This is a genomic window from Pseudoalteromonas sp. BZA4, assembly GCF_040104395.1.
GTDB lineage: Bacteria > Pseudomonadota > Gammaproteobacteria > Enterobacterales > Alteromonadaceae > Pseudoalteromonas.
Map to the genome: position 1 here is coordinate 1 of NZ_JBECOT010000043.1, position 26941 is coordinate 26941.

General features: G+C 39.2%; 26 protein-coding genes and 1 pseudogene. 10 read left to right on the forward strand and 17 right to left on the reverse strand.

Annotated elements, in window-relative coordinates:
• Window positions 1-649: efflux RND transporter permease subunit (locus tag ABMY41_RS15660; RefSeq protein ID WP_349275374.1), on the reverse strand; the 649-nt coding region annotated here is incomplete at its 3' end.
• Between the two features lie 3 nt (window positions 650-652).
• Window positions 653-1621 carry a hypothetical protein gene (locus ABMY41_RS15665; RefSeq protein ID WP_253036289.1) on the reverse strand — a complete coding sequence of 323 codons (969 nt, stop codon included), beginning with the start codon at window positions 1619-1621 and terminating at the stop codon, window positions 653-655.
• Between the two features lie 218 nt (window positions 1622-1839).
• Here ABMY41_RS15665 and ABMY41_RS15670 point away from each other — a divergent pair, with 218 nt between their 5' ends.
• Window positions 1840-2349, forward strand: a complete 510-nt coding sequence (locus ABMY41_RS15670; protein WP_062564760.1) for a LuxR C-terminal-related transcriptional regulator — start codon at window positions 1840-1842, stop codon at window positions 2347-2349.
• Between the two features lie 172 nt (window positions 2350-2521).
• On the opposite strand, the gene ABMY41_RS15675 is transcribed toward ABMY41_RS15670, so the two are convergent.
• Window positions 2522-3415, reverse strand: coding sequence for a LysR family transcriptional regulator (locus ABMY41_RS15675; RefSeq protein WP_235373814.1), 894 nt, complete (start codon window positions 3413-3415; stop codon window positions 2522-2524).
• A gap of 155 nt (window positions 3416-3570) precedes the next feature.
• On the opposite strand from ABMY41_RS15675, the gene ABMY41_RS15680 reads away from it, so the two are divergent.
• The 4 genes and pseudogenes from ABMY41_RS15680 to ABMY41_RS15695 all read left to right on the forward strand — a co-directional run.
• Window positions 3571-4329 carry an SDR family oxidoreductase gene (locus tag ABMY41_RS15680; protein WP_235373815.1) on the forward strand — a complete coding sequence of 253 codons (759 nt, stop codon included), beginning with the start codon at window positions 3571-3573 and terminating at the stop codon, window positions 4327-4329.
• Between the two features lie 74 nt (window positions 4330-4403).
• Entirely contained in the window at window positions 4404-5411 is a 1008-nt protein-coding gene (locus tag ABMY41_RS15685) for a zinc-dependent alcohol dehydrogenase family protein (protein ID WP_235378156.1), read from the forward strand.
• 22 nt (window positions 5412-5433) lie between these two features.
• Window positions 5434-6441 carry a zinc-dependent alcohol dehydrogenase family protein gene (locus ABMY41_RS15690; RefSeq protein WP_036973880.1) on the forward strand — a complete coding sequence of 336 codons (1008 nt, stop codon included), beginning with the start codon at window positions 5434-5436 and terminating at the stop codon, window positions 6439-6441.
• A 185-nt stretch (window positions 6442-6626) separates the two neighbouring features.
• Window positions 6627-7049 (forward strand): annotated as a pseudogene (locus tag ABMY41_RS15695) (IS5/IS1182 family transposase); the annotation flags it as partial.
• Between the two features lie 46 nt (window positions 7050-7095).
• Here ABMY41_RS15695 and ABMY41_RS15700 read toward each other — a convergent pair.
• The 9 genes from ABMY41_RS15700 to ABMY41_RS15740 form a co-directional block, all read right to left on the reverse strand.
• Window positions 7096-7857 (reverse strand): IS5 family transposase, encoded by a 762-nt coding sequence (locus ABMY41_RS15700; RefSeq protein ID WP_036973881.1) that lies wholly within the window; start codon window positions 7855-7857, stop codon window positions 7096-7098.
• 108 nt (window positions 7858-7965) lie between these two features.
• Window positions 7966-8535, reverse strand: coding sequence for a hypothetical protein (locus tag ABMY41_RS15705; protein ID WP_036973882.1), 570 nt, complete (start codon window positions 8533-8535; stop codon window positions 7966-7968).
• A 1-nt stretch (window position 8536) separates the two neighbouring features.
• Entirely contained in the window at window positions 8537-9754 is a 1218-nt protein-coding gene (locus ABMY41_RS15710; protein ID WP_036973883.1) for a murein transglycosylase domain-containing protein, read from the reverse strand.
• A gap of 18 nt (window positions 9755-9772) precedes the next feature.
• Window positions 9773-10486 (reverse strand): hypothetical protein, encoded by a 714-nt coding sequence (locus ABMY41_RS15715; RefSeq protein ID WP_036973884.1) that lies wholly within the window; start codon window positions 10484-10486, stop codon window positions 9773-9775.
• The gene (locus ABMY41_RS15720; protein WP_036973886.1) at window positions 10486-11781 is read right to left on the reverse strand and encodes a hypothetical protein; all 1296 of its coding nucleotides are present in this window, start codon (window positions 11779-11781) and stop codon (window positions 10486-10488) included. The genes ABMY41_RS15715 and ABMY41_RS15720 overlap by 1 nt, the downstream gene beginning before the upstream one ends.
• A gap of 9 nt (window positions 11782-11790) precedes the next feature.
• A complete protein-coding gene (locus tag ABMY41_RS15725; protein ID WP_235373817.1) occupies window positions 11791-13158 on the reverse strand; it encodes a hypothetical protein in 1368 nt (455 codons plus the stop codon).
• The gene (locus ABMY41_RS15730; protein WP_036973889.1) at window positions 13155-14285 is read right to left on the reverse strand and encodes a hypothetical protein; all 1131 of its coding nucleotides are present in this window, start codon (window positions 14283-14285) and stop codon (window positions 13155-13157) included. Before ABMY41_RS15730 ends, ABMY41_RS15725 begins: the two co-directional genes overlap by 4 nt.
• Before the next feature lie 8 nt (window positions 14286-14293).
• Window positions 14294-15196, reverse strand: a complete 903-nt coding sequence (locus ABMY41_RS15735) for an LPP20 family lipoprotein (RefSeq protein WP_235373818.1) — start codon at window positions 15194-15196, stop codon at window positions 14294-14296.
• Window positions 15193-15918: a hypothetical protein gene (locus ABMY41_RS15740; protein WP_036973892.1), complete on the reverse strand. Its 726-nt coding sequence runs from the start codon at window positions 15916-15918 to the stop codon at window positions 15193-15195. The genes ABMY41_RS15735 and ABMY41_RS15740 overlap by 4 nt, the downstream gene beginning before the upstream one ends.
• A 355-nt stretch (window positions 15919-16273) precedes the next feature.
• Between ABMY41_RS15740 and ABMY41_RS15745 the strand changes: the two genes are divergently transcribed.
• Both ABMY41_RS15745 and ABMY41_RS15750 read left to right on the forward strand, forming a co-directional pair.
• A protein-coding gene (locus ABMY41_RS15745) for an IS5 family transposase (protein WP_235373819.1) occupies window positions 16274-17036 on the forward strand; the annotation gives its coding sequence in 2 pieces (ribosomal slippage) (window positions 16274-16741 and window positions 16743-17036; 762 coding nt in all).
• 246 nt (window positions 17037-17282) lie between these two features.
• Complete coding sequence (locus ABMY41_RS15750) at window positions 17283-17705, forward strand: hypothetical protein (protein WP_036973893.1); 423 nt, start codon at window positions 17283-17285, stop codon at window positions 17703-17705.
• A 34-nt stretch (window positions 17706-17739) separates the two neighbouring features.
• Here the strand turns inward: ABMY41_RS15750 and ABMY41_RS15755 are convergent, their stop codons facing one another.
• The 5 genes from ABMY41_RS15755 to ABMY41_RS15775 form a co-directional block, all read right to left on the reverse strand.
• Window positions 17740-18042, reverse strand: coding sequence for a hypothetical protein (locus ABMY41_RS15755; RefSeq protein WP_036973894.1), 303 nt, complete (start codon window positions 18040-18042; stop codon window positions 17740-17742).
• Between the two features lie 181 nt (window positions 18043-18223).
• Window positions 18224-19582: a conjugal transfer protein TraH gene (locus ABMY41_RS15760; RefSeq protein WP_235373820.1), complete on the reverse strand. Its 1359-nt coding sequence runs from the start codon at window positions 19580-19582 to the stop codon at window positions 18224-18226.
• Entirely contained in the window at window positions 19582-20565 is a 984-nt protein-coding gene (gene traF / locus ABMY41_RS15765; RefSeq protein ID WP_349275379.1) for a conjugal transfer protein TraF, read from the reverse strand. The genes ABMY41_RS15760 and traF overlap by 1 nt, the downstream gene beginning before the upstream one ends.
• Window positions 20566-20575: 10 nt before the next feature.
• Window positions 20576-21229 (reverse strand): hypothetical protein, encoded by a 654-nt coding sequence (locus ABMY41_RS15770; protein WP_138558825.1) that lies wholly within the window; start codon window positions 21227-21229, stop codon window positions 20576-20578.
• Between the two features lie 2 nt (window positions 21230-21231).
• Window positions 21232-21564, reverse strand: a complete 333-nt coding sequence (locus ABMY41_RS15775) for a hypothetical protein (protein WP_138558826.1) — start codon at window positions 21562-21564, stop codon at window positions 21232-21234.
• 1883 nt (window positions 21565-23447) lie between these two features.
• Here ABMY41_RS15775 and mobI point away from each other — a divergent pair.
• The 3 genes from mobI to mobH are packed head-to-tail and all read left to right on the forward strand — an operon-like array spanning window position 23448 to window position 26940.
• Window positions 23448-23939: a conjugative transfer protein MobI(A/C) gene (mobI, locus tag ABMY41_RS15780; protein ID WP_138558828.1), complete on the forward strand. Its 492-nt coding sequence runs from the start codon at window positions 23448-23450 to the stop codon at window positions 23937-23939.
• The gene (locus tag ABMY41_RS15785; RefSeq protein ID WP_138558829.1) at window positions 23929-24672 is read left to right on the forward strand and encodes a hypothetical protein; all 744 of its coding nucleotides are present in this window, start codon (window positions 23929-23931) and stop codon (window positions 24670-24672) included. Before mobI ends, ABMY41_RS15785 begins: the two co-directional genes overlap by 11 nt.
• 42 nt (window positions 24673-24714) lie before the next feature.
• Window positions 24715-26940, forward strand: coding sequence for a MobH family relaxase (gene mobH / locus ABMY41_RS15790; protein ID WP_349275382.1), 2226 nt, complete (start codon window positions 24715-24717; stop codon window positions 26938-26940).
• The last annotated feature ends 1 nt before the right edge of the window (window position 26941 follow it).

Sequence of the window (26941 nt, forward strand, 5' to 3'; positions counted from 1 at the left end):
GTCCTCCATTTAAATTGTTAGCTATTACGGCTTGTTCAATATCACTAAAAGAAACGTCTAGTGATTTCATTTTCAAAGTAGTTGGTGTTATTTCATATGTTTTTACATAGCCGCCTAAACTGTTTACATCTGCGACGCCTTCAACTGTTCGAAGAATCGGTCTGATCTGCCAGTCCAAAATATCACGTCGCTGTTGAAGGCTTAAGTTTGGATTATCAACTGTAAACATAAAAATTTCACTTAGAGGCGTACTCATAGGAGCAAGACCACCAGAAATACCCTCTGGGAGTTCAGCCCAAATATTCATCAGCCTTTCATTTACTTGTTGTCTCGCCCAATAAATATCAGTGCCTTCTTCAAAATCAAGTGTAATATCAGTAATAGAATATTTTGTGGTTGAACGAAGAATCTTTTGAGATGGAATACCGAGTAACTCTGTTTCGACAATACGTGTAATTTGAGTTTCTATTTCCGAAGTTGTCATTCCCGGTGCTTTTAAGACGATTTTTACTTGGGTAGGAGAAATGTCGGGAAAAGCATCAATTGGCAAATTAAACCAAGCGTTGACTCCTGCAGCAGTCACGAGCAAAGTCAAAATAGTAATAAAAATTCGTTGAATAAGAGAAAACCTGATCACCGCACTTATCATCGTTTATTCTCCCAGCCCGAGAAATAGACCTTGGGCAATGCTAACAAAGGAGCTAAGTACTTCGGCTTGAGGTGTTAGATTGTCAGATTGAACAATGTAGCTATCATTCTCATTGCCAATAATAATGACCTTAACTAAGTTTATTTCTTGTCCTCGTTTTACTGCAACATAGCTTTTGTTATTGAGTTCGAATAATGACTGGTGAGGGACTTTAATACCTTCAATTAAAACGATAGGTGTTAGTAACAGTTGTTGCCCGAGTTTAAGCTCACACGATGAGTCGAAACTACTCCATACTGTTTGCTTATAACGGCTGATTGTTTCGTCAACATTTTCTACTTTTAGTATGCAATTATCTTCAGTTTTAAATGAGTTAACATTTTTTACATTGCTAGCTAATAGCGAAGATTTTACAAAAACATTATGGGAAGGAATTATTTCAAAAAGGTATGGTGATTGTTCGTTCGTATACTCAAGTTGACCATTAGAAGGACTGATTATAAAAATATCGCCGTTCTTATCGATGGCTAATTGTTGTAGTGCATGGCTTAAGTGTTCAAAACTTAACTTTGCTTGAAGATAGGTTTTGTTGATGTCTAACCATTCAGCACTTTTTATCGTTTTCGAATTTGCATAATTTTTAACAGACTCAAGATGCTTCTTACTTTTTAAAAGTATTGATTTACTGGCATCTATTTCTTCTAAGAAGTGATTTACTTCTGGCCCTTCTATTCTAGCTACTTTTTGTCCTTTACTTACCTTAACACCCGGATTGTATAAAAAAGATATTTGTTGCGGTGTAAAAGGCAGTTGTACTTTGAAACTGGATTTAGGTTTGAAGGATACTTCTCCAAGCACTTGCTCTATCTCCATACTGTCAACCCGATGTACGGTTTGGAACTTATGTTTAAAATTTCCCAATTGTGAAATGGCGATCACTGAATTGGTGACTTGTTCAGCTTGAATATGCATGCTTAAAACAGTTAACAACATTGACGCTATTAATGAGAATAATCGATATGAGGTTGCTATCATTTGTTACTGACTCTTGTTAGGCTAACTGGGATAGTTGCCTTGAATGGTTTGTAAAGTGAAGTTACCTTACAAATAATGTTTAGTTTTTACGTCAGGCATGTGTTGTAGATTCATGAGACAAATGTCCCATAGACTTTTTAACTGGTTGATTTTAAATGAAAGATAAATCGATAGCGGTGCTTCTAGCTATAATAATGGTACTCAATTTTTTTGATGTAATTACTGATATTTCTTTAGGTGTTCCAACTTGGCATATTGTCGAAGAAAGCTTGATTGTTTTAGCTTCAGCGATTGGTTTTGTTTTTTTGGTTCGAGATATTTCAAACCGCACAAAGCGTATTAAACAGTTGAAAAGTGAATTAGATAAATCGGGCATTCAACTAAAAAATATTTCGGAAGAAATGAAGCGCGCTCGTATAAAGTACAGTGAAGTCATAAATGAACAGTTTAATCAGTGGAGACTGACAAAAAGTGAACAAGAAGTTGCTATGTTAATGCTGAAGGGATTGAGTTTTAGAGAAATTAGTGGTGTAAGAGATACCAAAGAAAAAACAGTTCGTCAGCAGGCTTCTAGTATATATGTCAAAGCGGATGTAGAGGGTCGGCATGAGTTTTCAGCTTGGTTTTTAGAAGACTTCATGGAGCCAGACAGTACACTAGAGTAGAGTAGTCATCCTTTATCTTACCTACTATTATCTAGAAGATAAGAACACTTTAGCTTATGTAAAGTTGAATAATCTAAAAGGCATAGGCTTAACTTGAAATAATGGCCGTTTTTGACAAAGAGCCGCAATTCGCCTCTGAAACGTTTTTGTCCAGAAACGTGTTACATCCCCATTAGCGGACACTCAATCTTGACACCAAGTGATCAAAAACCAATCGAATACGTTGTGGTACTGGACCACGTTGAGGGCGATAAATATATAAATCCCAAGGCACAGGCTCGATCTCTTCTAACACTCTCACAAGTTTCTCTTGGCGTAATAAGTCTTGGGCCAAAAAGTCAGGAATTTGAGCAAACCCCAGTCCATTTTGTATAGCCATTAATTCAGCTTCGGTGTCGGCACTTCGAAAACGTGTTATGGATGGCGTCCACTGTCTGTCCATGGAAAAAACCCATGGCCAAAGCTTTCCCGTATTGCGATCTACTAACCCTGTAACCGGCAAGTGGTTTAGTTCTTCAATAGACGCAGGCCTTCCCACTCTATTTATTAAGTCAGGCGAAGCCACGACATACATATTAATTTTGGTGAGCTGGCGGGCAATAAATCGACTATCTCTCATGAAGCCGATACGAATCCCAATATCTATTTTTTCGTCAACTACATCCACGCGCTCGTCACTGAGTGTCAGGTCTATATCTAGTTGAGGATGTATTGTTGAAAGTTCCAGTAACACAGGCATTAAGCACTTATGACCAAAACCAACAGGCGCTGCGATACGAACACGCCCTTGTAATTCATTACCCGAGTTAGGGGCGCTTGTTTGAAACAATTCATCTACAGCGCGCAGGCGTTCTTTTGCTATCAAAGCAAATTTTTCTCCAACTAGGGTCACTTGTATGTGTCGAGTATTTCGATGAAATAAAAGCTCCCCTTGCAATCGCTCTAACTCCTTCACTGCTCGCGTCACTGCCTGAGGAGAAATTCCCAGACGGTTAGCCGCTTCTTTAAAGCTGCGAGACTCAGCAGCAGTACAAAATATCCGGAGCATTTCCAATCTGTTAAGCATCACAGTCACATTCAGGTTTGAAATAAATACATAAATATTATTCCAAAATATGGAATTGTGAAATTAAAATATTTCCATTTATTGATTTTTGAAGGTAAGAGATACTTTGCTTGTTATTTAGACAACGTCATTCAACTTATTTGAGGATATTAACTATGAGCAGTGTTTTAGCAAATAACATCAGCGGTAAGGTCGTTGTTATCACTGGTGGTAGCAGCGGTTTAGGCGAGACCACGGCAAGACATTTAGCCAGCCTTGGCGCATCTGTTGTTTTAGGTGCCCGACGCATTGAGAAGCTTGAAGCTATTGCTGCTGACATACGTGCAGCGGGCGGAGAAGTTGCGGTTCAAGCGACAGATGTGACTAGCCAGGACGAAGTGAAGGCCCTTGTAAATCTTGCACAAGAGCGCTTCGGTAAAGTTGATGTGGTTATCAATAATGCAGGGTTAATGGCGATTGCACCGTTAGCTGAGACTCGAGTTGACGAATGGGATCGCATGATTGACATCAACGTTAAAGGTCTGCTGTATGGAGTAGCCGCAGCGCTTCCGATCTTTCAGGCTCAGGGAGCAGGCCACTTTATCAATATTTCTTCCGTAGCGGGTATCAAAGTATTCAGTCCCGGCGGCACGGTTTACAGCGGAACCAAATTCGCTGTTCGCGCTATTGCCGAAGGCTTACGCCATGAAGTTGGCGGTAAAATTCGTTCAACAATCATTTCACCAGGTGCAGTCGAATCTGAATTAAAACATGGAAGTTCAGATACTCAAGGTGCAGCCTTTGTAAAAGATTTTTATCAGCAAAATGAAATTCCATCTGAATCTGTTGCTCGTGCTATCGCATACGCAATTGAGCAGCCTGCGGATGTGGATATCAACGAGATTGTTCTGCGCCCAACTGTTCAAGAGTTTTAATTCGTTTAATAAAAGACCGATTAACCAGCGGGTGATTTAACCACCCGCTGAATATTCAGTTTGTGAGGTTATTGATGACAGCGTTAAACAGACAAATGCGTGGTTTGGTATTAGATAGCTATGAAGAGGATACAGTATTCCGGGATGCCCTGATTAACTTACCCTCTCCATCAGCAGGTCAGGTGCAAGTAAAAATATTTGCAAGTGGAGTCAATCCTATTGATTACAAGATCCGCCAAGGTATCGCTCCTTACGCCATGCCGGAATTGCCCGCAGTACTTGGCACCGATTTAGCTGGAGAAATTGTTGCTGTCGGCGACGGCGTCACCGACTTTGCAATAGGCGATGCCGTTTATGGTCTGACTGGCGGAGTGCGAGGATTGCAAGGATCATTGGCTGAATATGCCAACGTAGATGCTGAGTTACTTGCTCTCAAACCGAAAAATTTGTCCATGCGTGAAGCTGCGGCTTTACCTCTGGTTGCACTTACCGCTTGGGAAGGTTTGGTTGACAAGGCGAATGTTAAAGCGGGCCAGAAAGTCCTTATCCAAGGTGGAGTTGGCGGAGTTGGGCATGTAGCTGTGCAAATTGCTAAGGCCTTAGGTGCCGACGTTTATGCCACTGCGTCGACTGGAAAACAACAACTGCTCAAGGCGCTAGGTGCCACGCCAATTGATTATCACACTGCAAGCCCTGCTGAGTACGTGGACGCATACACCCAAGGCAAAGGATTCGATATCATTTACGACACTGTCGGTGGCTCTGTACTCGATGCTTCATTAGATATCATTGCACATTATGGACATATTTTAAGCTGTGCTGCATTCAGTTCACATAACCTGGCACCGTCGTCATTACGCTCTGCAACATTGTCAGCGATTTTTGTGTTACATCCACAGCTCAGCGGAGAGGGGCGCAAACATCATGGTGACATTCTGCGGCAAATTACGGCTCTTGTTGAAGCTGGACAAATTAAGCCACTACTCGATCCGTTACGCTTTTCCCTAGACACGGCAATGGATGCACATAATGCCGTAGAGTTGGGAGCCATGGGTAAAGTCGTTATTGATGTAATTACTTAAAAAGTCATTGTTGAGGATGCATATGAGCCCAAGAAAACTAATTCGAACTGTTCGTTTCCATGAATTAGGTGGCCCCGAGGTATTAACTATTGACTCGCTGGCGAGTCAAAGTTTGCAGGCCACTGATGTACGTATTGCGGTCAAAGTTGTTGGGCTCAATCGTGCTGATGCCATGTTTAGGCGAGGCAGCTATATAGAAAAGGCTGACTTCCCTTCGCGAATCGGCTATGAAGCATCCGGGATAGTCATTGAAGTCGGGGAAGAGGTAAATCATTTACGCCTTGGGGACGAGGTTTGTATTGTCCCTCAGATGGGGCTTTCTCAGAACGGCTGCTACGCAGAAGAGATTGTCGTACCAAGTGAATATGTGGCACTCAAACCAGCAGGGCTAACCTTTGCTGAAGGCGCAGCAGCTTGGATGCAGTACATGACAGCTTATGGCGCTTTGGTCGAAATTGCTAACGTGCAAAAAGGCGATGCAGTACTGATAACCGCCGCATCGAGCAGTGTTGGATTGGCTGCGATTCAAATTGTGAATGCTCTGGGGGGTATCCCAATCGCTACAACTCTAACAGGAGCTAAAAAGGCTGCTGTGCTCAAGGCTGGCGCGGCCCATGTGATTGCAACCCAAGAAGAACCGCTGCTGGATAGCTTGAGAAGTATCTTGGGAGAAAACAATTTAAAAATCGCATTTGATGCTGTCAGTGGGCCGCAGATAGCTGAAATTGCTGAAGCAATGAGCCCTGAAGGAACAATAATAGTTCACGGAGCATTAAGTCCCGAAACAACTCCTTTTCCCTTAAAAATAGCACTTCGTAAAAGTCTGACAGTTAGGGGGTATGTGTTTACTGAAGTTATAAAAGACATCGAGCGTTTTCGCAGAGCAAAGCAATTTATCCTCTCGGGTTTATCCGAGGGAACACTCAATCCTGTCATTGATCGAAGCTTTAAATTTGAAGAGATAGTAGCAGCGCATCACTATCTGGAGTCCAATCAGCAGATTGGTAAAATAGTGGTCGAACTTGATTAACAGTTCGTAGCTTACGCTAGTCTCTCAACTCAGTCAGTGCCTGATTATAATTAGCGTGGGCTTTTTTGCGGAAATCGAATGAACTAAATCAGAATCTTACGATCAGATCAGGGATATTCATTCACTAACTTTGATTACATGCCGAAGCCTCGCTAAAAACCACTAACTGGCGCAAGTACAATATTTCAGGCGTGACAGATGCGGAAGTACTCCCAAATTTACTCAAACGAACACGCCGATCCATCAAGGAAATTTCGGGAGAAGGCGCCTACGATACAAGGGAGTGCCACAGGGCGATTAGGGTTAAGAAAGCGATACCTCTACTAATCCCTCCACGTGAAGGAGCCGCCTTCTGGGAAAAAGGTCATCCACGTAATCTGGCGGTTGGTTGCCAAAAGCTCTATGGTTCGAACAAAAAGTGGAAACGAAAATATGGTTACCACAGGCGTTCATTGTCGGAGACCGCTAAGTATCGCGCAAAACAACTACTAGGCGCTTCACTCACGCTTCGAAATTACAATGCACAAGTTGGGGAGACATACGCCATGCTCAAAGCACTCAACAAGCTAACAGGGATAGGTATGCCCGAAACTCAGTATATCGTTTAAAATGCAAACGATTTTGCTAGGGCTGTTGATCTTTGTAGTACATATATCAATCAGCCCACATTGGTAGCCACATCATAGTAAATGCTAAAGCGAGCATTGAATGATAATTTCGTTCAAGCTTTTCATACCGCGTGGCTATCCCTTTATATTGCTTAATACGGCCAAATGCATTCTCAACCAAGTGCCGATATTTGTACATGCACCAGTCAATATCTTCATTGCCTACTAAACGGTTGCCCTTACGTGGAATAACGAGAGTAGCGTTATTATCACGAATAAACGCTCTCAGTTTTTCACTGTCGTAGCCTTTATCTGCGACAACCATATTACTTGTTGGGCAATTAGCTACGAGTGACTCTGCATGGACGATATCATGCGTATTTCCACAGGATAATTCATAATAAACAGGCAATCCTCCGCTATCGACTGCAAGATGAATTTTCGTAGAATTTCCACCTCGGCTCTTTCCAATTGATTCATTGTCAGCAGTTCTTGCACCGCAACTATGTTGATGAGCCCTGACAATACTGCCATCAATGAAGACCCAATCCATGTCCGCATCACGAGATAATGCGCGAAACAGTTCATTCAAAATCCCTTTTTTGGACCATAAATTAAACCGTCTGTAGATAGCACTCCAACGGCCAAAATCAGAAGGTAAATCTCGCCATGGAATACCTGTGCGCATCTTATACAGTATGCCTTCGAGCGTTTTTCTTTGGTCGGGCTTATTATAAATTCGACCACTTAAGTACATTACTTTTGATAAGACATTCCATGTCCCGTCTGTTAACATTAATCTTGGCATGTAGGTTCGGTGTAAAGTTTTCTGGCGAATTCAATTATACTTTATCTTCATGCTGTTTGTTCTTCATACCACAAAGATCAACACGCCCTAGTAATAAAGAATTTTCTATTATTTATTTAAATTATCTAACTCTTTTTCAAGATCTTTCATTGCTTTTTGGGCTTTAAACTCTTCGTAAAGAGCTTCGCGTGAACTTGGATCTAAACGCTTACCAGATTGAGCGACCAGGTTATTAAACGTTTCTTGTGTATTGCTCATTACAACGAATGTACAAAGCTGTTTTACACCATCTAATTTAGCAAAAGCAACTTCTTGCGGCACAGCACCCACAAGGCTTTGCTGTGCAACTTGCTTACTTACTTGCTCAAACGTTCCACCAACATTTAGCTCATCATTACTTTGCGCTTTACGTCGATATAGCTTGTCCATAACGCTTGCTTTAACCTGTATCTGTTGTGATAAATCGGCGCGAGCTGCTGCAATAGCTTGTGCTCTGTCGGTAGACATACTGCCAGACCAAGGTACGCATGATGATGAAGCTAACCCTTTATCCGACACAGGTAATAATACCCAGCTTGGCACTGAATCATTTTTTGCTAACGGCTCAGACTGTGTTTGTTGAGTGCTTGAACACGCACCTAAAGCTAAAGCGGCTATAACAGGTAATAACTTTTTCATTTTAAATTCCTTTCAATTGCTTTTGATAATAAGCGGTGCGTTTTACCACTTTTTGTAAGTAATTACGGGTTTCTTGCGCAGGTAAATTGTTAACCATTAAGGTATAAATTTTCTCTGCAGACATTGAATTAGCTGCAATACTTGCCTGATTAAGTGATTTAGAGCCACTTAGCGTTTTGGCTACGTTGCCAGGGCCAGTATTATAAGCAGCTATACTCATGTAAATTCTTGATTGCTCGTTACGTACATTTTTAAAGTAACGATTACTTAAAATATGCACATAAGTACTCCCTGCCTCTACGTTATTATCTGCCTGGAATAAATACTCAGGGCTTAGTAGTAATGGTTTACCTTGCAAAAAGTTACTCACGTCTTTACCCGCTGATGTAGGAACTATTTGCATCAAACCAAAGGCAGGTATGGGTGAGCGAGCTAATGGGTTAAAACTTGATTCAGTATGAATTATGGCTAATAACAATGCCGGCTCTATATTGTAGCGCCTTGCTTGTTGCTGAACCTCAGGTAAGTAACGTTTTGCTTGATTAGAGAGCGTATTAGCAGGCAGCTTATAACTAATTGTTACTCTGTCTTTTTGCTTAATTATTTTAGGCGCCTTGGCAGAAAGTACCTTTTCTACAATCTCGGTAGAAAGCACCGTTTGCTCGGCTATTTTTTTAGGTTGAATCGTTGTTAATGGCTTATTTCTTTCAATTTTTCTATTTAAAGACTGACCCGCAGAAGTGAAGCTCTTATTGTTAATGGTATTATTAGCTGCAATATATACCGGATCCTTTGCAAGTGTTTTATCAACCGAGACTTGAGCAAGTTCATTTAATTGCTCTTTTGCATATTCAACAGCTTGCTCGTTGTTTCGGCTATTTAATAGCTCAACCACCACTTCACCACTTTCAAAATTTACACTGGTGCGTTTATTTAAGTCATCACTGTATTTGACCCATACTTTTGAACTTGGCAGATTTGGGTCTTGCCATTTTGTAGTTACTTGTTTTAAATATGCATTTTGCGCATCATGCCAAGCACTTACAAACGCTTCAAATTCTTGCTTTTGTTGTTGCTCAAACTGGCTAAACTCACTCTGGCGCTTTTTTAGAAAAGCCTCAAATTCAGCCTCATTATTCGTTTGAGCTATGCTGGTAAAACCCATTGTTAAATTAGCGAATACGCCTATTTTTAGAAGAATTTTAGCTATTGGATGCATTTTTATATCCCAATAAAATTAAAAGTAGCTACTTAAATCATCAGCTGGTAGGTTATCAAAAGCAGTTTGAGCAGCTAAATTTAAACGCTTACAATCTAAACTTTTGCATTGCTGGGTTAGTGAAATAACTTGCTTGTAGCGCCTATTAACAAACCACGTTTGTGCAACTGACGCTTTAGCTTCATCGAGTATTAACTCACTCACTTTTAAATATTTATCGAGATAGCTTAAGCGTTGCTCTTCTGGTGATTGATCTGCAACTAATGCCACCGCATCAGACATTGTTGTAGGGTGGTTTAATGCTATTTGCAATAAAGAACGTAAGTTTGTTTTATCTTTTTGGCTACCAATCTGCCAAGCAGCTCTAACGGCAAGACCTGCTTCGTTAATATCATGCGCAGCAGGTATTACAACGCCAGTACAAGTTAACCATTCTTGCTGTTTTTCTTGCTTATAGCCCGCAATCTCAGCGTCAATAAAGCTTACCGATACTGGCAAAGTAATATTGAGCTTTTTAGCTAAAGTATTTTTAATAATACTGCGCTGGGGCAGGGTCAACGCATTTCGACATGCCTGCTCAAGCGCATTTTTTGCACTCGTTTTTAACGCCATTACTCGGGCGTATTGACCATTAGCCTGACTTTTAAAATAAGCAGTTTGCTTTTCAATTGTTTGCTCTGAGTCAAAGGTGCCCGAAGCCACCAATGTAAGCGCTAAAATAGGTGCTAACATTAAAGCTCCTTTTCACTCGCTACTTTACCTGATGCCCCCTGAGGATTAGCCGCTTTATCATTTAACCCACCATGAGCTTTAATTTTATGACCATAACGACTGACGCCGTTTACTGTTTGTCCATTATTACCAGCCATTTCTTTTGCAGCTTGGCGCGCTGTTGCCTCTAAACTTGGCGCGTAAACAGCAACACTGTACTGCCAGAAACCATCATCACTTGCAAAACTTTTGACGCTCACTCCCGGTGGTAATTTACCCTTTGCAACAGTTGAGTATTCATCTGATGTTTTTAATTGATTTAAAAAAGTACTGCGGTCTTCTTCAAGAATTTTTACTTGCTGTGGATCATTTAAATATGGGTCTTCGTATTCAAACTGCTTAGTGCCTTCCATTTGCTTTTCATTAAAGCTACCTTGCCAATACACTTGTTCACCTTGAATGGTGGCAAGCAACGCTGAACGGGCACGCGTTTGTGATTGAGATTTAGCAACACCTTTAAGCTTACGTGCAACCGTTTTATTTCGGTTTTGACGGGCAATGGCTGAGCCGTAACCTAATACAATTACTTCTCCCGTTTCTGCATTAGTTAGTACTTTAGCGCCTACAGGAGGTAAAACACCGCTTTTAACATCACCAATTACTTGTTGAAAAATAGCATTTGGCTCAGTAGTCACCGCTACGGCACCGCGGTTTTCTTTAATTTGAGCACGTGTTTTTGGTGTTGAAATCAGGCTTACTCGTACACCTTTTTCATCAACGTTGTCGTATACATCATAGGTAACAAAACCCGCTAGCGAACCAGATACAGACTCTTTACACGCTTCCATCATATTAGTCTGTTCATTTACAGTACTTTCGACGCCTGTATCGATAGAATCCATAATTGCAGACACGACATTGCTGCACTGATGCTCCACTCCCTTCATATTTTCAATTAATTGTTTTTTAGCAATTAGATACGCTTGATTATAAGCCCCGCGTTTAGAAAGTAACGATGCATTCATATTGTCGTAAGTGTTATAGCTAGCACTACCGATTGATAAAATACCGGTACCACTGCCAACCTGAATCATTTTTATGCCATCTTCGTTATCATCAATTAGTGCCTGATGCGCAACAGCCACTGCCACATTTGTATCTTTTGCAACCACTACATCGCCAGAAACTTGTGCTTGTTCAGCTCCCGCTACTTGCGCTCCAGGGCGAGCAGGTATCATGTCTGTTAGGCTAAACTCTTCAGTTGCAATTGCAGGCATAGCTAAAACCATTGCTAATGTTAATATTTTAAATTTCATCATCCATCCTTATTTGTACCTGAGTGTAAAATCGTCTTCGACTGTAATTTTCGAAAGGTTTTTTGCTGTTATTGTCATTAATGCTTGATCGAGCGCATTAGCAAGCTCACCGGTATCACCTTTAAACCTAAGGCTTGCTACAGTATATTTTTGTTGTCTGTGTATAGATACGTCGCTTACGCCACCTAATGTACTTAATACATCATGCAGTTTTTCTGGTTGGGTTAACTTATTACTTGGCAACATGACTTCACGAACTAACCCCCCCCTTGCAACAACTTGAGTAAATGCATTATTAAGCGTGCTATGAAGTGCTTTTGATTGTGACTCACTTGCTAAATGTACAGCCATTAAATCTTTTTCAACGTATGGGCCTTTAGGCAATGACATAAATGAAGGGTCGTTTTTCCATTGACCATAAATATTTCCAGCTAAGTCTCTAACGTCAGCAGTTAAATAAAGCTGCCTGTTGTTCCCTCGGCTAATCACTGTAGACTTCGCATAAATAGCTAAACTCGCTACGTTACCAACCTCAATACCCTGCTCGTTTAGCCAAACTTTAAGCTCTGTTTTTAATGGCTCTGGCGCAACAACTTGGACTCTAGGCGAACCAATCATGCTCAGTAATTTAGATGCTTTTTGAATGAGAGGTGCTTTTTCTACCACAGCCAAAATAGTAACTTCTACCCCCCCATTTTTGAGCTCTTTGGTTTGCAGCGTTTGCCACTCTTTAACAAGCCCTTCACTGTGACTCGAAAGCTGTTGACCTATCAGCTCTTGCATACTTGTTGACTCATTACCCTCAGCAATACTCATACTCGTGCTTGAAGATTGGGTATGTTGCTGAGTAAGCCATACACCTACCACTTGCGATACAGCACGTTGTAAAGCATCTTGCTCTGCTATGGTTAGTGCTGTTTTACCTTCTTTTTTCCAGCCTTGGCCTATTACTGTCACACTAAAATTTTGCGTGGTTTGCTGCCAGTTTTGCTGTAGTGGCTCTCCTAATTCCTGTGGATTGAGGCTTACAGTCATGCACGTGTCGTTACCGCTAAGCGTAGGCGTTGAGTAGTTTAAAGGAACAGCACCGGCACTCAACCCTTCCATCATCGTAGTTCGTTGCTGCTCATATAAGCTGGCCGCATCATCATCTAATCTGGATGTTAAATGTTGCTGTGCACCTTGTGTTGTTAGGCTTTTGTTACCTTTAATAAAACTTATAAGCTCGGCACTTGCCTGAGCTTTTGCACCAGAAATAGCCGTGCTACCTCGACCATAAGCACACGCCTGTGTTTGCAATGTGCCATCAGCCAAGACATCAACCTGGGCTTGTGCACTTAAAGAACACAAAGCTAATAGGCCAAGCTTTTTGATCATGTCCTATTCTCCAAAAAGTCTGCTGGCGTGCCAACCGATACAGCAAATATTTTGGCAACATTTGATGGACGGTAAATGCCATTTTCAGCTTTGTTTTTAACATCATCAGCTGCACGAGAGTCTTTCCAACGAATAATTTCACCATTAGCGCTACTTCGCGAAGGGTTTACATTTGCAACGCCAAGTGGCTCAACAAATCCAGCCTCATAGCTAAAAATGATCATCGTTTCGTTAGGCAGCACACCTGCATTTTGGCCTCTGTCTAAGCTAATCTTATTACCTTTAATACCTAACACTTGCGCTGTTGCTGGCATTTCACTCAACATACGAGTAAGTAAAATATCAATACCACGCGATCCCATGTCGCTAAGTACTGCATTTACATGAGCACTTTGATCAAAATGGAAACCCGCTGCATAGCGTCCGCTTACAGTTGTAAATTTCAACTCTGAGCGATCACGTACATCTTCCGATTTAACACGAATCTTTCCTAAATTTGGGTGCGATAGCTTTTCACGTGTTTGCGGGTTTATAACACCAGTTGTCAGCTCTAATGTGTAGTCGGCCCAATCCGTGATCGCCCCTTCAGTTTTTAGTGTCCTTAGTGAATCAATTTTCACGACAAAATCGGGAATTAATGCTTTAACTTCAGCGCGTTTAGCTGCTGTTGCTACACCTTGTTGTTGTAAAATTAACTGTTGTTCTTTTGAAATAGCATCATCATCACGCGTAACAATTCTAAATCGATTAATACCAGCAAATTGGTTTTCGAGCATAAGCAATAAATTTTGATTATCAAACTCACGCATTGCATCAACACCAATACCACTTCCGCTTACACCAGCTAAGTCAAAATACATACGTACAATAGGTTTTTTGAGTGGGCAACTATCGATTTCACTATTAATATCGAAGGTACAACGCTCTAAACCTTGAGTATCAAAATAGGCTGGCATTACAATATCAGCATCTTTAAATTCATAAGCACTTTTGGCGATTACTGTATTCGAAGCGTTGTTGCTCACTGTGCCAGATTGAGTCGTGCTTCCCTGTTTTGGGCTTGTGTTACAACCAGCCAATAAGGCAATAGTTAGTGCAGAAAGAGTTAAATTTTTGACTAATTTCATTGCTATTCCTAATTATCAAACAGCCACTGACTAGCAGGCGCTTTAATTTGTTTTACTAAATGATTAATCGCGTTTTGTTTTGCGATTTCTTGAGTGCTGGCACTTTCTTGGGCGGATATGTTGTGCTGTAACAGTACTTTAAATGGACTCACGCTTCGAGTAAGTACAATGGTTAGATTTGCTTTAGCGAGGTAGGCATTATCGCTTTGAGCATACTGCCATCGTAATTGTGGCCTTACCCATAAGCGAGTTGAACCACTATGCGGTAACGCATCATTTAGAGCGGACTTTATTTGGCTAATGTTATTAGCGCCTATCACATCGCAAGCGATAGCGCCTAACCCTATTGACTGTTCATTTAAAAGTTTATTTAAAATTTGTTTTATAAATGGCTTAGGGCCAGATAGGTGCTCTAACAAAGCGACTTTTTTTGAGGCAAGATTAAGCTCTTCACTTTTTTGAAGAGCCCATATAAATCGCTGTTCTACATTATTTTTGGGGATGGCTATACGCTCTAGTCCCTCTAAATCAGATTTAAGATTAGCGATTAAAGTCGCTTTTTTTATGCCCACTTTTAAAGCAAATAAATTATTTTGGTTAATCGAATTAAGCTCTTCAAGCCCCGTTAATGTAATAGGTAAACTAGTTAAGCTCGTTGTTTGTTCAAAATAGTTATTTACTCGATTATTTTGCTTTTTTAGCGTTTGTAATTGCTGTGTATTTACATTAACGCTTAACTGAGTCGTAATGTCGGCTAGAGCCGCTTGCTTTGCGGCTAAGCGACTTTCACCAATGCCGACTGCAGTAATGTATTTATCACTTTTATGGGATTTGGTTACCCAGTCAGGCCAACTTTGAGCTGAACAATTAAAAACACATCCTACTAAAAAAGCAAAAATGCTTGTTTTCATCTGCCTTTCTCTTCTTGCTCAAGCTGAAGCTCATTTATAGCTGTGATAGTTGCTTGCTCAAGTTCAATAATCTCGTTTGCTTCAAGTGCTAATGCAAGCTGATCTTTTGCTTTAACAAGTGCAGTGCCTATATCTTTTGGATCTTCTTCTTTTTCGGCGTTTTCTTCATCGCTTGATAACCAAGAGCTAACTACATCACCTCCCATTCGCAAAGCTGTAACTTTAGCTACTGCACTACTGTGCTGGCTCAAAATATAAGCAGACTTAGCTATTTCAATTGTTAAGTCTGTCGCAAGCTCTACATTTTGTTGGTAAATACCTTCATTAGCTAAATTATAAGCCGCAATTTTATGACCAATTTCTTCGTCTTTATTTTTAGCTCCTGCGTCAAATTCAATAATGGCAGCTTGTAATCGTTCAGGTGTAGAATTCTTATGAGCATATAAAAATGCTTGCACATCTCTATAGTTATCAGTTTGAGTGCGATACTCAGCCATAACCTTGCGTTGACGTTCTAAAATAATAGCGGACATATTTAAAAACTCATCTATCCCTGGTTGTACTTCAACTGGGTGAAAATAGCCGAGAGTGTCCATGCGAGTTGTTAACTCTGCAACGGCTGCACTTCTGTCTAGATTAGCAGATGTACTTGTGTCGGTTGTAGATACACAACCGGCGAAAAGGGGGGCGAAGATAATGGCAGATAAGCTAGCTTTTTTCATTAGGTTATTTCCCTATACTTATAAAAACACAAGAAAGCACAAAGCTAAGCTGTTGACTTGGTTCATTCTTCCTTGGATATTTTATTAAAATTACCGAAATTATGAAAAAATGCAACCCTACAAATTAAGAACTTTTTATTTACTTACCTTTCATTTTATTACAAATGTAACGCTGACAAGGCATTCAGCCAGCATTCATACTTTTATCTCATTTTATAAAAAATTTAATTTTTTTACTTAAATAGCATATACAGGCTTAGAATTAGGGGCTGTTGAACTTTCGTGATTAGTTTTTGAGCGGCATGGTAAAGCGTTATAATTTGCTTCGCCAAAAGTAAAATAACAACCCAATACCATGCCTAGACTAATGCTAACTGATACGCGGTGGCTAAAGCTACTTCAAGTAATGAAAAATACAGGCCGCATATACAACAAACCAGAACACAGAATGACGTTTGAAGGGATACTCTACCGGCTGAGAACGGGTATCCCATGGCGAGATTTACCCACAGAGTTTGGTGGTTGGAGCACCATTTATAGACGCTTCAATTTGTGGTCAAAGAAAGGGTTATTAAACCGGTTATTCAATGAGTTAGCAAAACTTTCTGATTACGATTGGGTCTTTGCTGACGGGTCGATTGTTAAAGCTCATCAACATAGCACTGGCGAAGCGACCTCAGACAATGAGTGCATAGGAAAGAGTCGAGGTGGTAACTCTACAAAAATCCATTTAGCCGTGGATAGCGGAGGGCTTCCCATTTATTTTGAACTATCGGAAGGCCAGAGAAATGACATAACTCGCGCTCAAAGCTTAGTTGACCATTTTGCGGGAAGTGAACATTTTCGTCGGCGACAAAGGGTATGATAGTGATATGTTGAGGGAATATATTGAAGCCAAAGGAGGCGCTTCAGTCATCCCCAAGCGGAATCATGGTCAAGATATAGACAAAAACAGTATCGATTGGTGTCTCTATAAATATCGCCACTTAGTTGAAAATGCCTTTGCGAGAATTAAACATTATCTTGCAATATCAACTAGATATGAAAAATTAGCACGGAACTATGTCAGCATGGTCTCACTGGCATTTTCAATGATGTGGTTGCCTATGTATTGCTGATTGAAATATGTACAGTAAAGTTCAACAGGCCCTAGCTTTCTTCAACAATTTCCAGCCAGTAAAGATGGATTTAACCCCAAGTTTGAAATTAAAAAACTCGCTTATGGCCGCTTTGCAGTAAATGATGAATGTTTTTCTGACGGATCAATTTAAAGTGCGTTCTGGGCTGGCTTTATTGCTGCAGATGGATGGGTTGATGGTGATAAACGTATTGGCCTTTCTCAACACATTAACAATGAGCTCATTTTGATCGATTTTGCTAAGTATTTAGATTTTGGGAACACCTTAAGTTACCGGTTTTCTGCAAGTAACGCGGTTATGGTTGAAGTTAGATTTACCTCTAAGGTAATTGCTAAACCACTAAAACAGTTTGGCATTGTACGTAAGAAAAGTTTAACTATAAGCCCACCTAAATTATCTCAATCAACTAATGTACTGGCATTTATTGCAGGCTATATTGAAGGTGATGAATGGGTTAGGAAATATTACCAAAGAAATAATAAATGCTTTTGTATTGGCTTGTGTAGTGGCTCACAAAAGTTCATTGAATGGGCTCATAATGAAATAAAGAGCTTGCTTGGAATTACTGGATCATTTAGCACCAAACAAAATACAGTATCATTAAAATATTCAAACTCGGCTAGCATTATCTTGTTAGATCGTTTATAACCTGTCTCTAACCAGAGTAGCAAGATTACAAAGCTTATTCAGAATTGGCACCTATAACTGGCCATGACAAACTTGAAATTTCATCGCGATTAAAATAAAGCTTTGTTCCATCACTTTTCAAAATGTAGCTTTCCAAAGATATTGGATCTGTTCTTAATGTACCTTTGATATGACATTCAACTGATGTACAACCTCGTAAAATTAATGTCGTATTTGGGGTACCATCACTGAGAAGAGCAACAACCCTATTTGTGACGTAGATATGCAAAAGATAAATTATATATAAAACAGCTATCACCATTTTCCAAAAGCTTCTAAGTTCTCTAGATTCCGCCATATTTTGCCTTCAGTTATTGATTTAACTCACCTATTATTCTAAGCGTACTTTTAATGAGTACCCTCTTTGCAATCTTCAATAAAAAGCGTCTTAACAAACAAATTTTCCGTATATTTGTTAAGGCGCTTTGACACAACAACTTAATCATACATGAGCATTAAACCCACCAGCTAATTTTAAATTACTTCATTGCCTGGGTAACCGCATATGGCGTAGCAACCAACTTCAAATCTTCACCTATTTTGTATCGCATTTTATCAAGATCATCATTGAGCTTATCCAGTGATTCGATATATGGTTTAGCAACAGCCCCTTTTAGTGATACACCTACAGATGAATTTGACTTGATGTTATGAAGCACTTCCTGAAGTACCGTTATTATTTGCTGAGCTACAGCTTCCTGCGCTGTCAATGATAATGTCTTTGCGGCCAACCGAGGGCTTTTTAAAGCGCTAACTAACTCTGTAGCATTTAAATCTGCAATAGCTTGTAGTGCTATTTCATCTGCCGTCTGAGCTACATTCAGTCTTTTATCAATTTTGGCAACGAGCTTTTCTGCTATATCATCAAAAATGTACTTTAAGCCTCTGCTTGAGATAGTTTGTTCAATAGGGTTTAAGCAATTTGGATCTGTGCTTTTACACTTCATTACTCTAATTGAGCCTGTATCAGACTCTTCGAAAATATCTCTTAATGAGACAGTTGCAGGTTTAGTTATTACATCAATCCCAGTATCGGTCGAGCTTGTGCTTCCAGACTTTCTAGAAATTGTTGTACCGGTTAACGACATGATCAGGTCTTTTAAGTTTGCACCACCCAAACCTGAGATTGAGGAATGGGTATAAGCACTGACATTTGCATTCACTAGAATATGATGAGCTGTATTAACTTCTACTTCGACACCATTTTTTTCTGCTTTAACAGCTGTATTATCTGTATCGCCTTTTGTAGCGTTTGCCTCACCTCTATCTGTTAACCAACCTGAAGCATCATTTGCGAGTCCTTCTAAAGCACCAAACTGCACTGAGCTCTTGAAAGTATCGACTGCATTTGTGCCGTCATCTAATTTCAGATCTCCCAAATATCCAACAGCCTTTTCGCAACCATTAGCTGTCATTTGATTAAATTCATCAAGTTTTGTTTGAAGGTCTGACATTAACTTACTACATGAGGGACAAACTGAAGTTAAAGCCAAGTTAAAGGCGTATGATGGTACACCTTGTGCAATCGCCCTTCCCATTTGCACTAATTGGTCGGAGTTTATTAAGCTAAAGCTTCCAGCAAAAAAATCGATGCCACCACAGCCTCCAGATATTTTCGGAGGTTGGAAATTAACGACATTCGCTCTTACCCCTTTTACTCTGTAAGAAGCCCCACCAAAACTAATACCGTTTCTTGTTGGTGTACTGAATGAAGTAGCAGTTGTCGTTTGAAATGTTACAGCTTCAGTAAAGACATCTTCCATCACAGTTGAAGCATGAATTGATGGAGACAAAGCGCTAAGTGCAATTAGCACTGTTAATTTATTAATTTTAAACATTACTGAGCCTTTGATGTCGTTGAAAGGTTAATCTCATTAAGCCGCTTTCTGAGTAGATCAGATAGAATTGAAGGGTTGTCTTCTAACTTTTGCTTTTCAACTACTAAAGGCTCCTTTGACACAAGAATGTCTTTCACTTCTTGTGTTTTAACGAATTGCTCCTCACTAATGAGGTTCATCCGTTTTGCTGCATAGAATGCTCTTTGAACAAGTTCACTACCTGATGCCATGCCATATTTAATTGTTTGAAAGTGCTGACAATCATTTGAGACAAGCATTGTTGTAGGGGTAATGCTCACTTGAAACTTTCGAGACAAAGTCATGTTAGGGTCGATGACATGCTTAACTCCCGGGAACTCTTTATCTAAAAGAATGCCATCCATTGAGATTGCTAACACATCAACCCCCATTATCTTAGCTAAGGACTCCATCGCAGGAAGTTGTTGGTGACAATACGGGCAGTCAGAACGATAGAACATCCACAGCCCAACTTTATCGAATAAAGAATTGAACACTTTGGCTTTATCTTTATTTGTTTTTACTTTATGAGCAAATAACGCATTACTTGAATTTGGTCGGCGGTTACTTTCAGAAAGTTGCTCTTCAAACATAAAAAATTCTTTTGTTTGATCGCTAAATGCATTCGCTTTGTCGATAGCTAAACGTTGTGCGTAATAATAGTTAGAAATGTTCTCTGTACTAGGATCATCAATAGCTATATTGAGTAATTTAGGAAGGTTTTCTTTTAACCATGCTGAATTAATTTCAACCATTTCTGGTTGTTTCTTGTCATTTGGCTGTGCAGAAGGAGGTTGCGCCTTTGGAACTTCTTGCTTTTCCTCATCTACAAGCTCAGGATCTTCGTAAAAGTGCCATCCTCTACTAGGCTTTTCTGTTCCAGAAACCGGTGAGCTTTTAGCAGACACAAAGCCAGCATTCATTACTCCCAATGCTACAATGGTTAAACTTAAATAGAATCTCATTCCTTTCAACCTACGAAATTTTAGCTACTTGCGTGTGTTGTACTCGAACTGATTGCTCTTGAACGAAATGATGGATATTTACTTTTTTAAGTTTTATTGTTTTCACTGATTTAGGATTAACACCACAACGGCACCAAGGACAAGAAGAAGTGAAGCTTTGGGTTGTTCTTAAATAAAAGCGGCCACATGAGCATCTATTTGGGTATAAGTCCTGCTTAGAAATTCCACAAAACAATGAATTAACTTGATTAATGTCAATTGGGTCGACCAAATCTTGGAATCGCTTATTAAAGCTTATACAAACATTAACAAGCATATCGGCAAAAACATTCTGATTATCAAAATCAAAATTAGGGTAAAGAGCTTTAGCTTCATTAAATAGTAGATTCGCTATCAAAAATCCTTCGCGGTTTGAATCAACCCATCCATACCCAACCGAATTTGCAATTTTCTTGAACTCAAATGGCTTAGAAGAAATAGTGTCTACTTCCCTTTTTATTTCTTTATAGCGTCCAATTTTGATATAAGGAAAGAGCTCAGCAACAAGAGCAGGTCTTGCATTAAGAGACATCAGCGAAACAATCAGTGAAATGTCCCTTGTTATATTATATGAAACACTTCTTCCATCCACTAAACCTATGAGTTCTGAACTAACTGCATTCATAATTAATTCCCTACCACAGCGATTGAGGTACTTGCAGCTAAGTTTTTAAGCTTGCCAAGTTTTGAATCATTATTCTCAGCACTTTTAATAGCATCTAGCATTTGTTTAATTCCATTCAGACCAAGCGATGCCGCGTTAATAACTGTTTTTTCTCTAGCAAGTCGTTGCAATGCCATTGTACTTGCATCACGTATAGCAACTACATCAGCTTCAGATTGAATACAGAAAAGGTGCGCAGCCAATTGAATATCTACAACTGCAGCATGTTTCACTAGAAGCAACGCACTAACTTGAATAGATATTGCTTCATCCAAAAATTGACTTCGATTTTCCATAACACAACCAATAAAAAATTATTAACAATGAAGCTACATTTTAAACAGAAGCTCACTAAATTGGCAACTATACAAAGTGTATAATTCACAATTAAAATTTATAGAAATTTTAAACGGTTGATTTTGTAAATTTTAATTTATTTATAAATCGCCACATTATGATTTAAAAAATAAACACAACCACAATCACTAATACTTTATAACCAGACATTTAAGTCGAGTACTGTTATCAAAAATCAAAGTTGGCCATTAACAATCCAAATGTAATACTCAATTCAGGTATAACTTTTAGGTCTTTAAATGAAATCTCTGTTTCACATTGCAAATAAAATTAATGAAATGCTCACAGAATATGAGCTGGGTAACCTTCAAGAATTGAGGAAAAATATTCATTCTTTATCAGGAGCTCCCTCAAAGTATGTATTTGACCAAAGGGGAGTAAAAAAATTGGGGAGCTCATTTCGGAGGTCGAGCCGAGCTTCAATTTAACATCGGCTTTGAAAATAATTCGTTTCGATACGGAGTAGCATTCTCCCTTCGCCCTAGTAGAGATCATCCAAACCTTAATGCTCTAATAGAGAAAATTAATTTATTCAATGAATACATCAATGAATTCGGAACTGAGTTTTACGATTTAAGCATGTGGCACTATGATGTTGAGCATGACGGCTCTAGAAGTGAAGACTTTCAGCCAACCATAATCAAGTCAGAATGGTGCAAAACTAATGCTTTTATTTTCCTAGGTGAAAAACAAAATCGTGAAAGAATTGATTATCAGCGAAAATACCACCAGACAAAGTCCCTGTTCATATACGGAAGAATACTGGAAGCAGTTTTTCCATAGTGCGGAAATAACCAAACAGCAACGACATCCTTTAAGAGGAATAAGCTTAAGTTTACTATGGTTCATATGGCGGACTTTAAATGAGCTTATCTGAAGCTTCAGAGAACTTACAACTCATAAAATGCATATGAAAGATGAGTTAAACATATAGCGAACAATTTAACCGCTTTGCGGAAAGTGATTTTTATCTTTTACTGGCTAACACTATCCACTATACGGATTGTGAGCACTTAACTTTAAAAGAGGGTTATTCAAGTTCTAGTTTTTAGGTAAGGCCCTTCACATTCTATAAAATCTAAAATTGCTATTCATGATACCAACGCTGCCTATAGCAACATGCTCATAAAATTATGGGTAACCCCTCTGTTAGCTAAGGCCAGGTTTTTCTAAGTAAATAAATCAACACACAAAAAGACGTAGAGTAGATTGATGATGTAAGCATCAAAGCCCTCAACTTTTAGATTTCAAATAATTTAAGTTTGTTTGCTACATATATGATTCAAAATTTCGTTTTATTGCAGTAACCGTAAATGATATTTTTTTCCTTAACTATCCTCTTTAGAACCGTTTAAAACAAGGTGACTTAAAGCTCACAGGTATTCCGTTGCATAGATTATGATGCAACCATTCAACATTTACAGTCGGTTTGGCTACATGTTAAACCTGCCGCAATTGCTCCCCAATTTATAAATACGGTTTTTCTGCGTAGTTATGATGCAGAAAAAAGTTAATTTAACCAATGTCATTCAATGACAAGTTTTTGCGTATCTATGATGCAAAAAACAATCCCCCTTCACAGTGTTCCTTGGCAGTTTCGCAACGCAGAAAACTTTTATTTGCATCTAAATAGAGCAAGCCTTTTTATTGCTCTAGATTTATTTCCCAGTTACACCCTTGAGGTTTAGTTCACTTCAACTTTCGGTTCGCCACATTTAAAAACGTGCTTTGGCTAATTTTTTTGAATATACGTTTGAAAATTCGACTTTAGCTATCTTTTTGCAAAGCATAATTAAGTCTCAATTAAAGTTCGGGGTTAAAGATGCTGTCTACAGAAATAGAAGTGCTGAAATTAGTTTTAGAGGCGATCGAGGATGCTGAAAAACCAATTGTAGAAAGTGCGCAAGATATTTGTGACCAACACAAAAAAAGGAGAGTTCTTATAGATCAAATTAATGGTGAGTCGGGCTATTTTAAAAAATCGACATTACAAGTAAAAGTTAGGCAGCGAAAAAACTCTGAAAAATTTTACATCACTTGGGTTTCTCATGAGTACTCACCTATCAAGAAAATTAATAGGCATTGGGGGAAAGAAATTCCACCAACAAAAAAAGGATATACCGAAAAACAACTGAGTAAAAATTGCGAGGATGGCCACGCAAAAATTAATTGGGAAACTGAAATGCAACTTGCTCCATTAAGGGAGTCACTTGAAGTGTTGCATTCATCCAGAGTTAGTTTGAAAAAGCAGATCTGCAAACTTTCTAAAACACTATTTATCGCTCCAGCTGAGGAAGAAAATCATGATCAATAATGACCAACTAATCCATAAAACATTTGTTACTAATATCCAGTTCAAATCACACACCATCCATAACTTTTGGAAAAACGAAGGTGACCGGACATTAAATATTTATGAACGCATTGGTTCATTATTAATGTTAACCACTACAGAAAATGAGCTCTATTCGAAAGTAAGCGCTTGGGAGTCAGAGCTTGCTGATTGGTTTAACCAAGAAATCGAAAGTATACAAAAACAAAAAGAAGCATTTATGGAAAATGCCGGTTTAGAAGAATCACCAGAAGTTATGACACCAAGCTCTTATGAATCAAGCGTACCAGTTTGCTATCCAGTCACTTGGAAGTTACTAAATTTAATTCAAACTTTAGATAATGAAGTAGCAGAATTAGAAAATCTTTGGTTAACCGGTTTTGTTACAGATTTAGGTCGTCATGAAAACAGCAATAGAGCGATTGGTCTATTACGAAAATTAGTAGCAAAAATTAGCAACGCTACATCACCTGGTAAAGACAGAAGTGGGGGTCGATTTAAATCCACCCAACTAATTTCGTTAATTCGAGGTGGTCTAGAATTGTATGTAGATGACAGTCTTATTTTAAAACAAAACGAAGAAATTAAAGCCAAAGCTTCAATTAAAAACAAAGAAAAAAAGACTGACTCAAAATCCACTTCATTGGATAGCCCTACTGCAGACTCTAAGAGCGAAACCGAACAGTCAAGCAACTCAAAAGTTAACGCAGCTTAAAATGACTAGGCGGGAAACCGCCTAATTTTTCCAGAGAGAAATATGAAGCTTTTACTTATTCCTTTTACTATTTTAATTAAGCTTTTTTTTAAAGTTCAGAAAAAGTATCTAATCGTTCAAAGTGAAAATGCCGCTCGCTTGATGAGAGATGACGCAAAGAAGTGCAATGTAGATCTTGATAGTTCGAATAGCCCAGAGTTAGTTAATCAGATCATTGATGATAATAAATATTTAATTGCTCAAACTCGCTACTGTTTTGGAAATTGCCATGATTGGGAAAAAGAGAACCTAACCTTTCAGGGTCTATTTATAGATACGATTAAAAACTACGCTAGATATTGTGGCAACCTTCCTGCTTCTGAAGGTTATCACCATGCTAAAGAGTTCGGCTTAATTGAACATAGTTTACAAGTAGCTGATTTGGCATTAAGGCAAGCAAAGTCTCAATTCCTCCCTCAAGAATTCCCTCTAGACATCGAGAGACAAAGAACAAAAAGATATCAGTACGCCGCATGGCTTTGCGGCTTAGTGCACGATGCCGGGAAGATGCAAACTGATATGGATATTTACGATAAAAGCAATCCAAATAATATCTGGATTCCAATTATAGAGGACCTTGTTAGTTGGAAAGAAAAAAACAAAATAACAAAAGTTGGCATTAGATGGAGAAAAGACAGAATTCATAAGGGGCATGAAGTTTCTCCGCAACCCATATTTCAACAAATCCTCACACCTGATGCAAAGAGGTACATAGGCACATGCCCTGGCAACTTACTTGAAGACATAAGCACCACCCTTGCAAACTATCAAGGTATAGATGGCTACTTACAAAGAGCGGTTCGCTCAGCTGACTATATTTCAACTGCCAAAGACATTCAAACAACTTGGGACAACGACCTTGGCGCAAGGAAGTCAGCATTACACGAGAAAATCCTTAAGCTAATGCAAGATAAAGCCAAAATATGGCTAACAGAAGGTAAAGCTATTGCTATTGATAACGAGATATACCTTCGGTGGCCTGAATGCTTCAATGAGTTAGCAAAGGAAATGCATCAATCAGATCCAACTGTTCCTAACAACCCAAGTCTTTTGCGTGAAAAAATGATGGATAGGGGCATTCTTCGTAAGCAAGAAAAAACTGATTACGCGCTCTTTTTTGAAACTGTTACTAACCTGTCTGAGGGTATTGATTTACTCATCAGTAAAAATCTTAAGGGCGGTATTGGCGTTATTCGTCTGGAGTGGCCTTTATTTTTGCTTAAAGGTGAAGTTATTCCACCAAACCGTTACGGCCTATTAAAACTCGACATGGGGCTAAACGCAGTCATCTACTCAAGTGAGGGTTACCGATACATAAGCGAAGAAAATGTTATTGCTCATGAGGCTGCGGCTCACTTAAAAGCTAATAGTGATTCTCTAGAAATGAAAGTTGAGCATTCGGCAACAAAAAGCCCGCAAAAAAACGGCAAGCCTAATACCAGTAAAGCCAAAGGAGAAGCTACTGCGGAAGAGCCCATTAAGCCTAACAATCCATCTGAAAAAGCAAAAGCAGCTCAAAAGGATAGCCCAAACAAAGATAAACCTAAAAAGGAAAAACCAAAGAACACTAATGGTGAGCTATTTGCTCCAACCAACCAACAAAGCGCAAAGGTACCGGAAAAGCAAAATAACGAAACAACACTTAAAAAAGCAGCCCCAAAACCAAAGAGTGGTATTAAGGTGACTTCAACGACCAAAGCCATTGAGTTCATAAAGACCTTAGAGCCGATTTTAATCGATGGTCAAAACTACTACCTTGTTGATGATAAATGGAAAGACAACCTTGACGACAATCTAGAAAACGAACTTGAAAAAGCGGGGCTTATCGAAAGAAAGCCACCAGCATTAATTCGTTACTTCATCATCAATAAGCGTAAATACGTTAAAGCGAAGCCGCTTGAATCAAGTCAAAACCAAAAAGCTGAAAAAAAGCCGAAATCAATTGAAAATCAGGATAGTTCTGATGTAACCGCGGCTGATAATACATCTCAGAAAGCAAAGTTAGATATTGAATCTCTGCTTGCTATTGGCTTAACCCCTAAGACTGCTGAATTATTATTTGGAAACATTATTCACGAAAAAGTTGAGTTAAGAGACGGCTTTTTAATTGCACCTATAAGAGATAAGAAAACTCTTGTTAATGCCGTCACAAACAGCAAAGCCAGCGAAACAAATATCTTGTCGAGTTCAATCGTACAAGATAAGAATGACATACATATTAAGGTGTAAC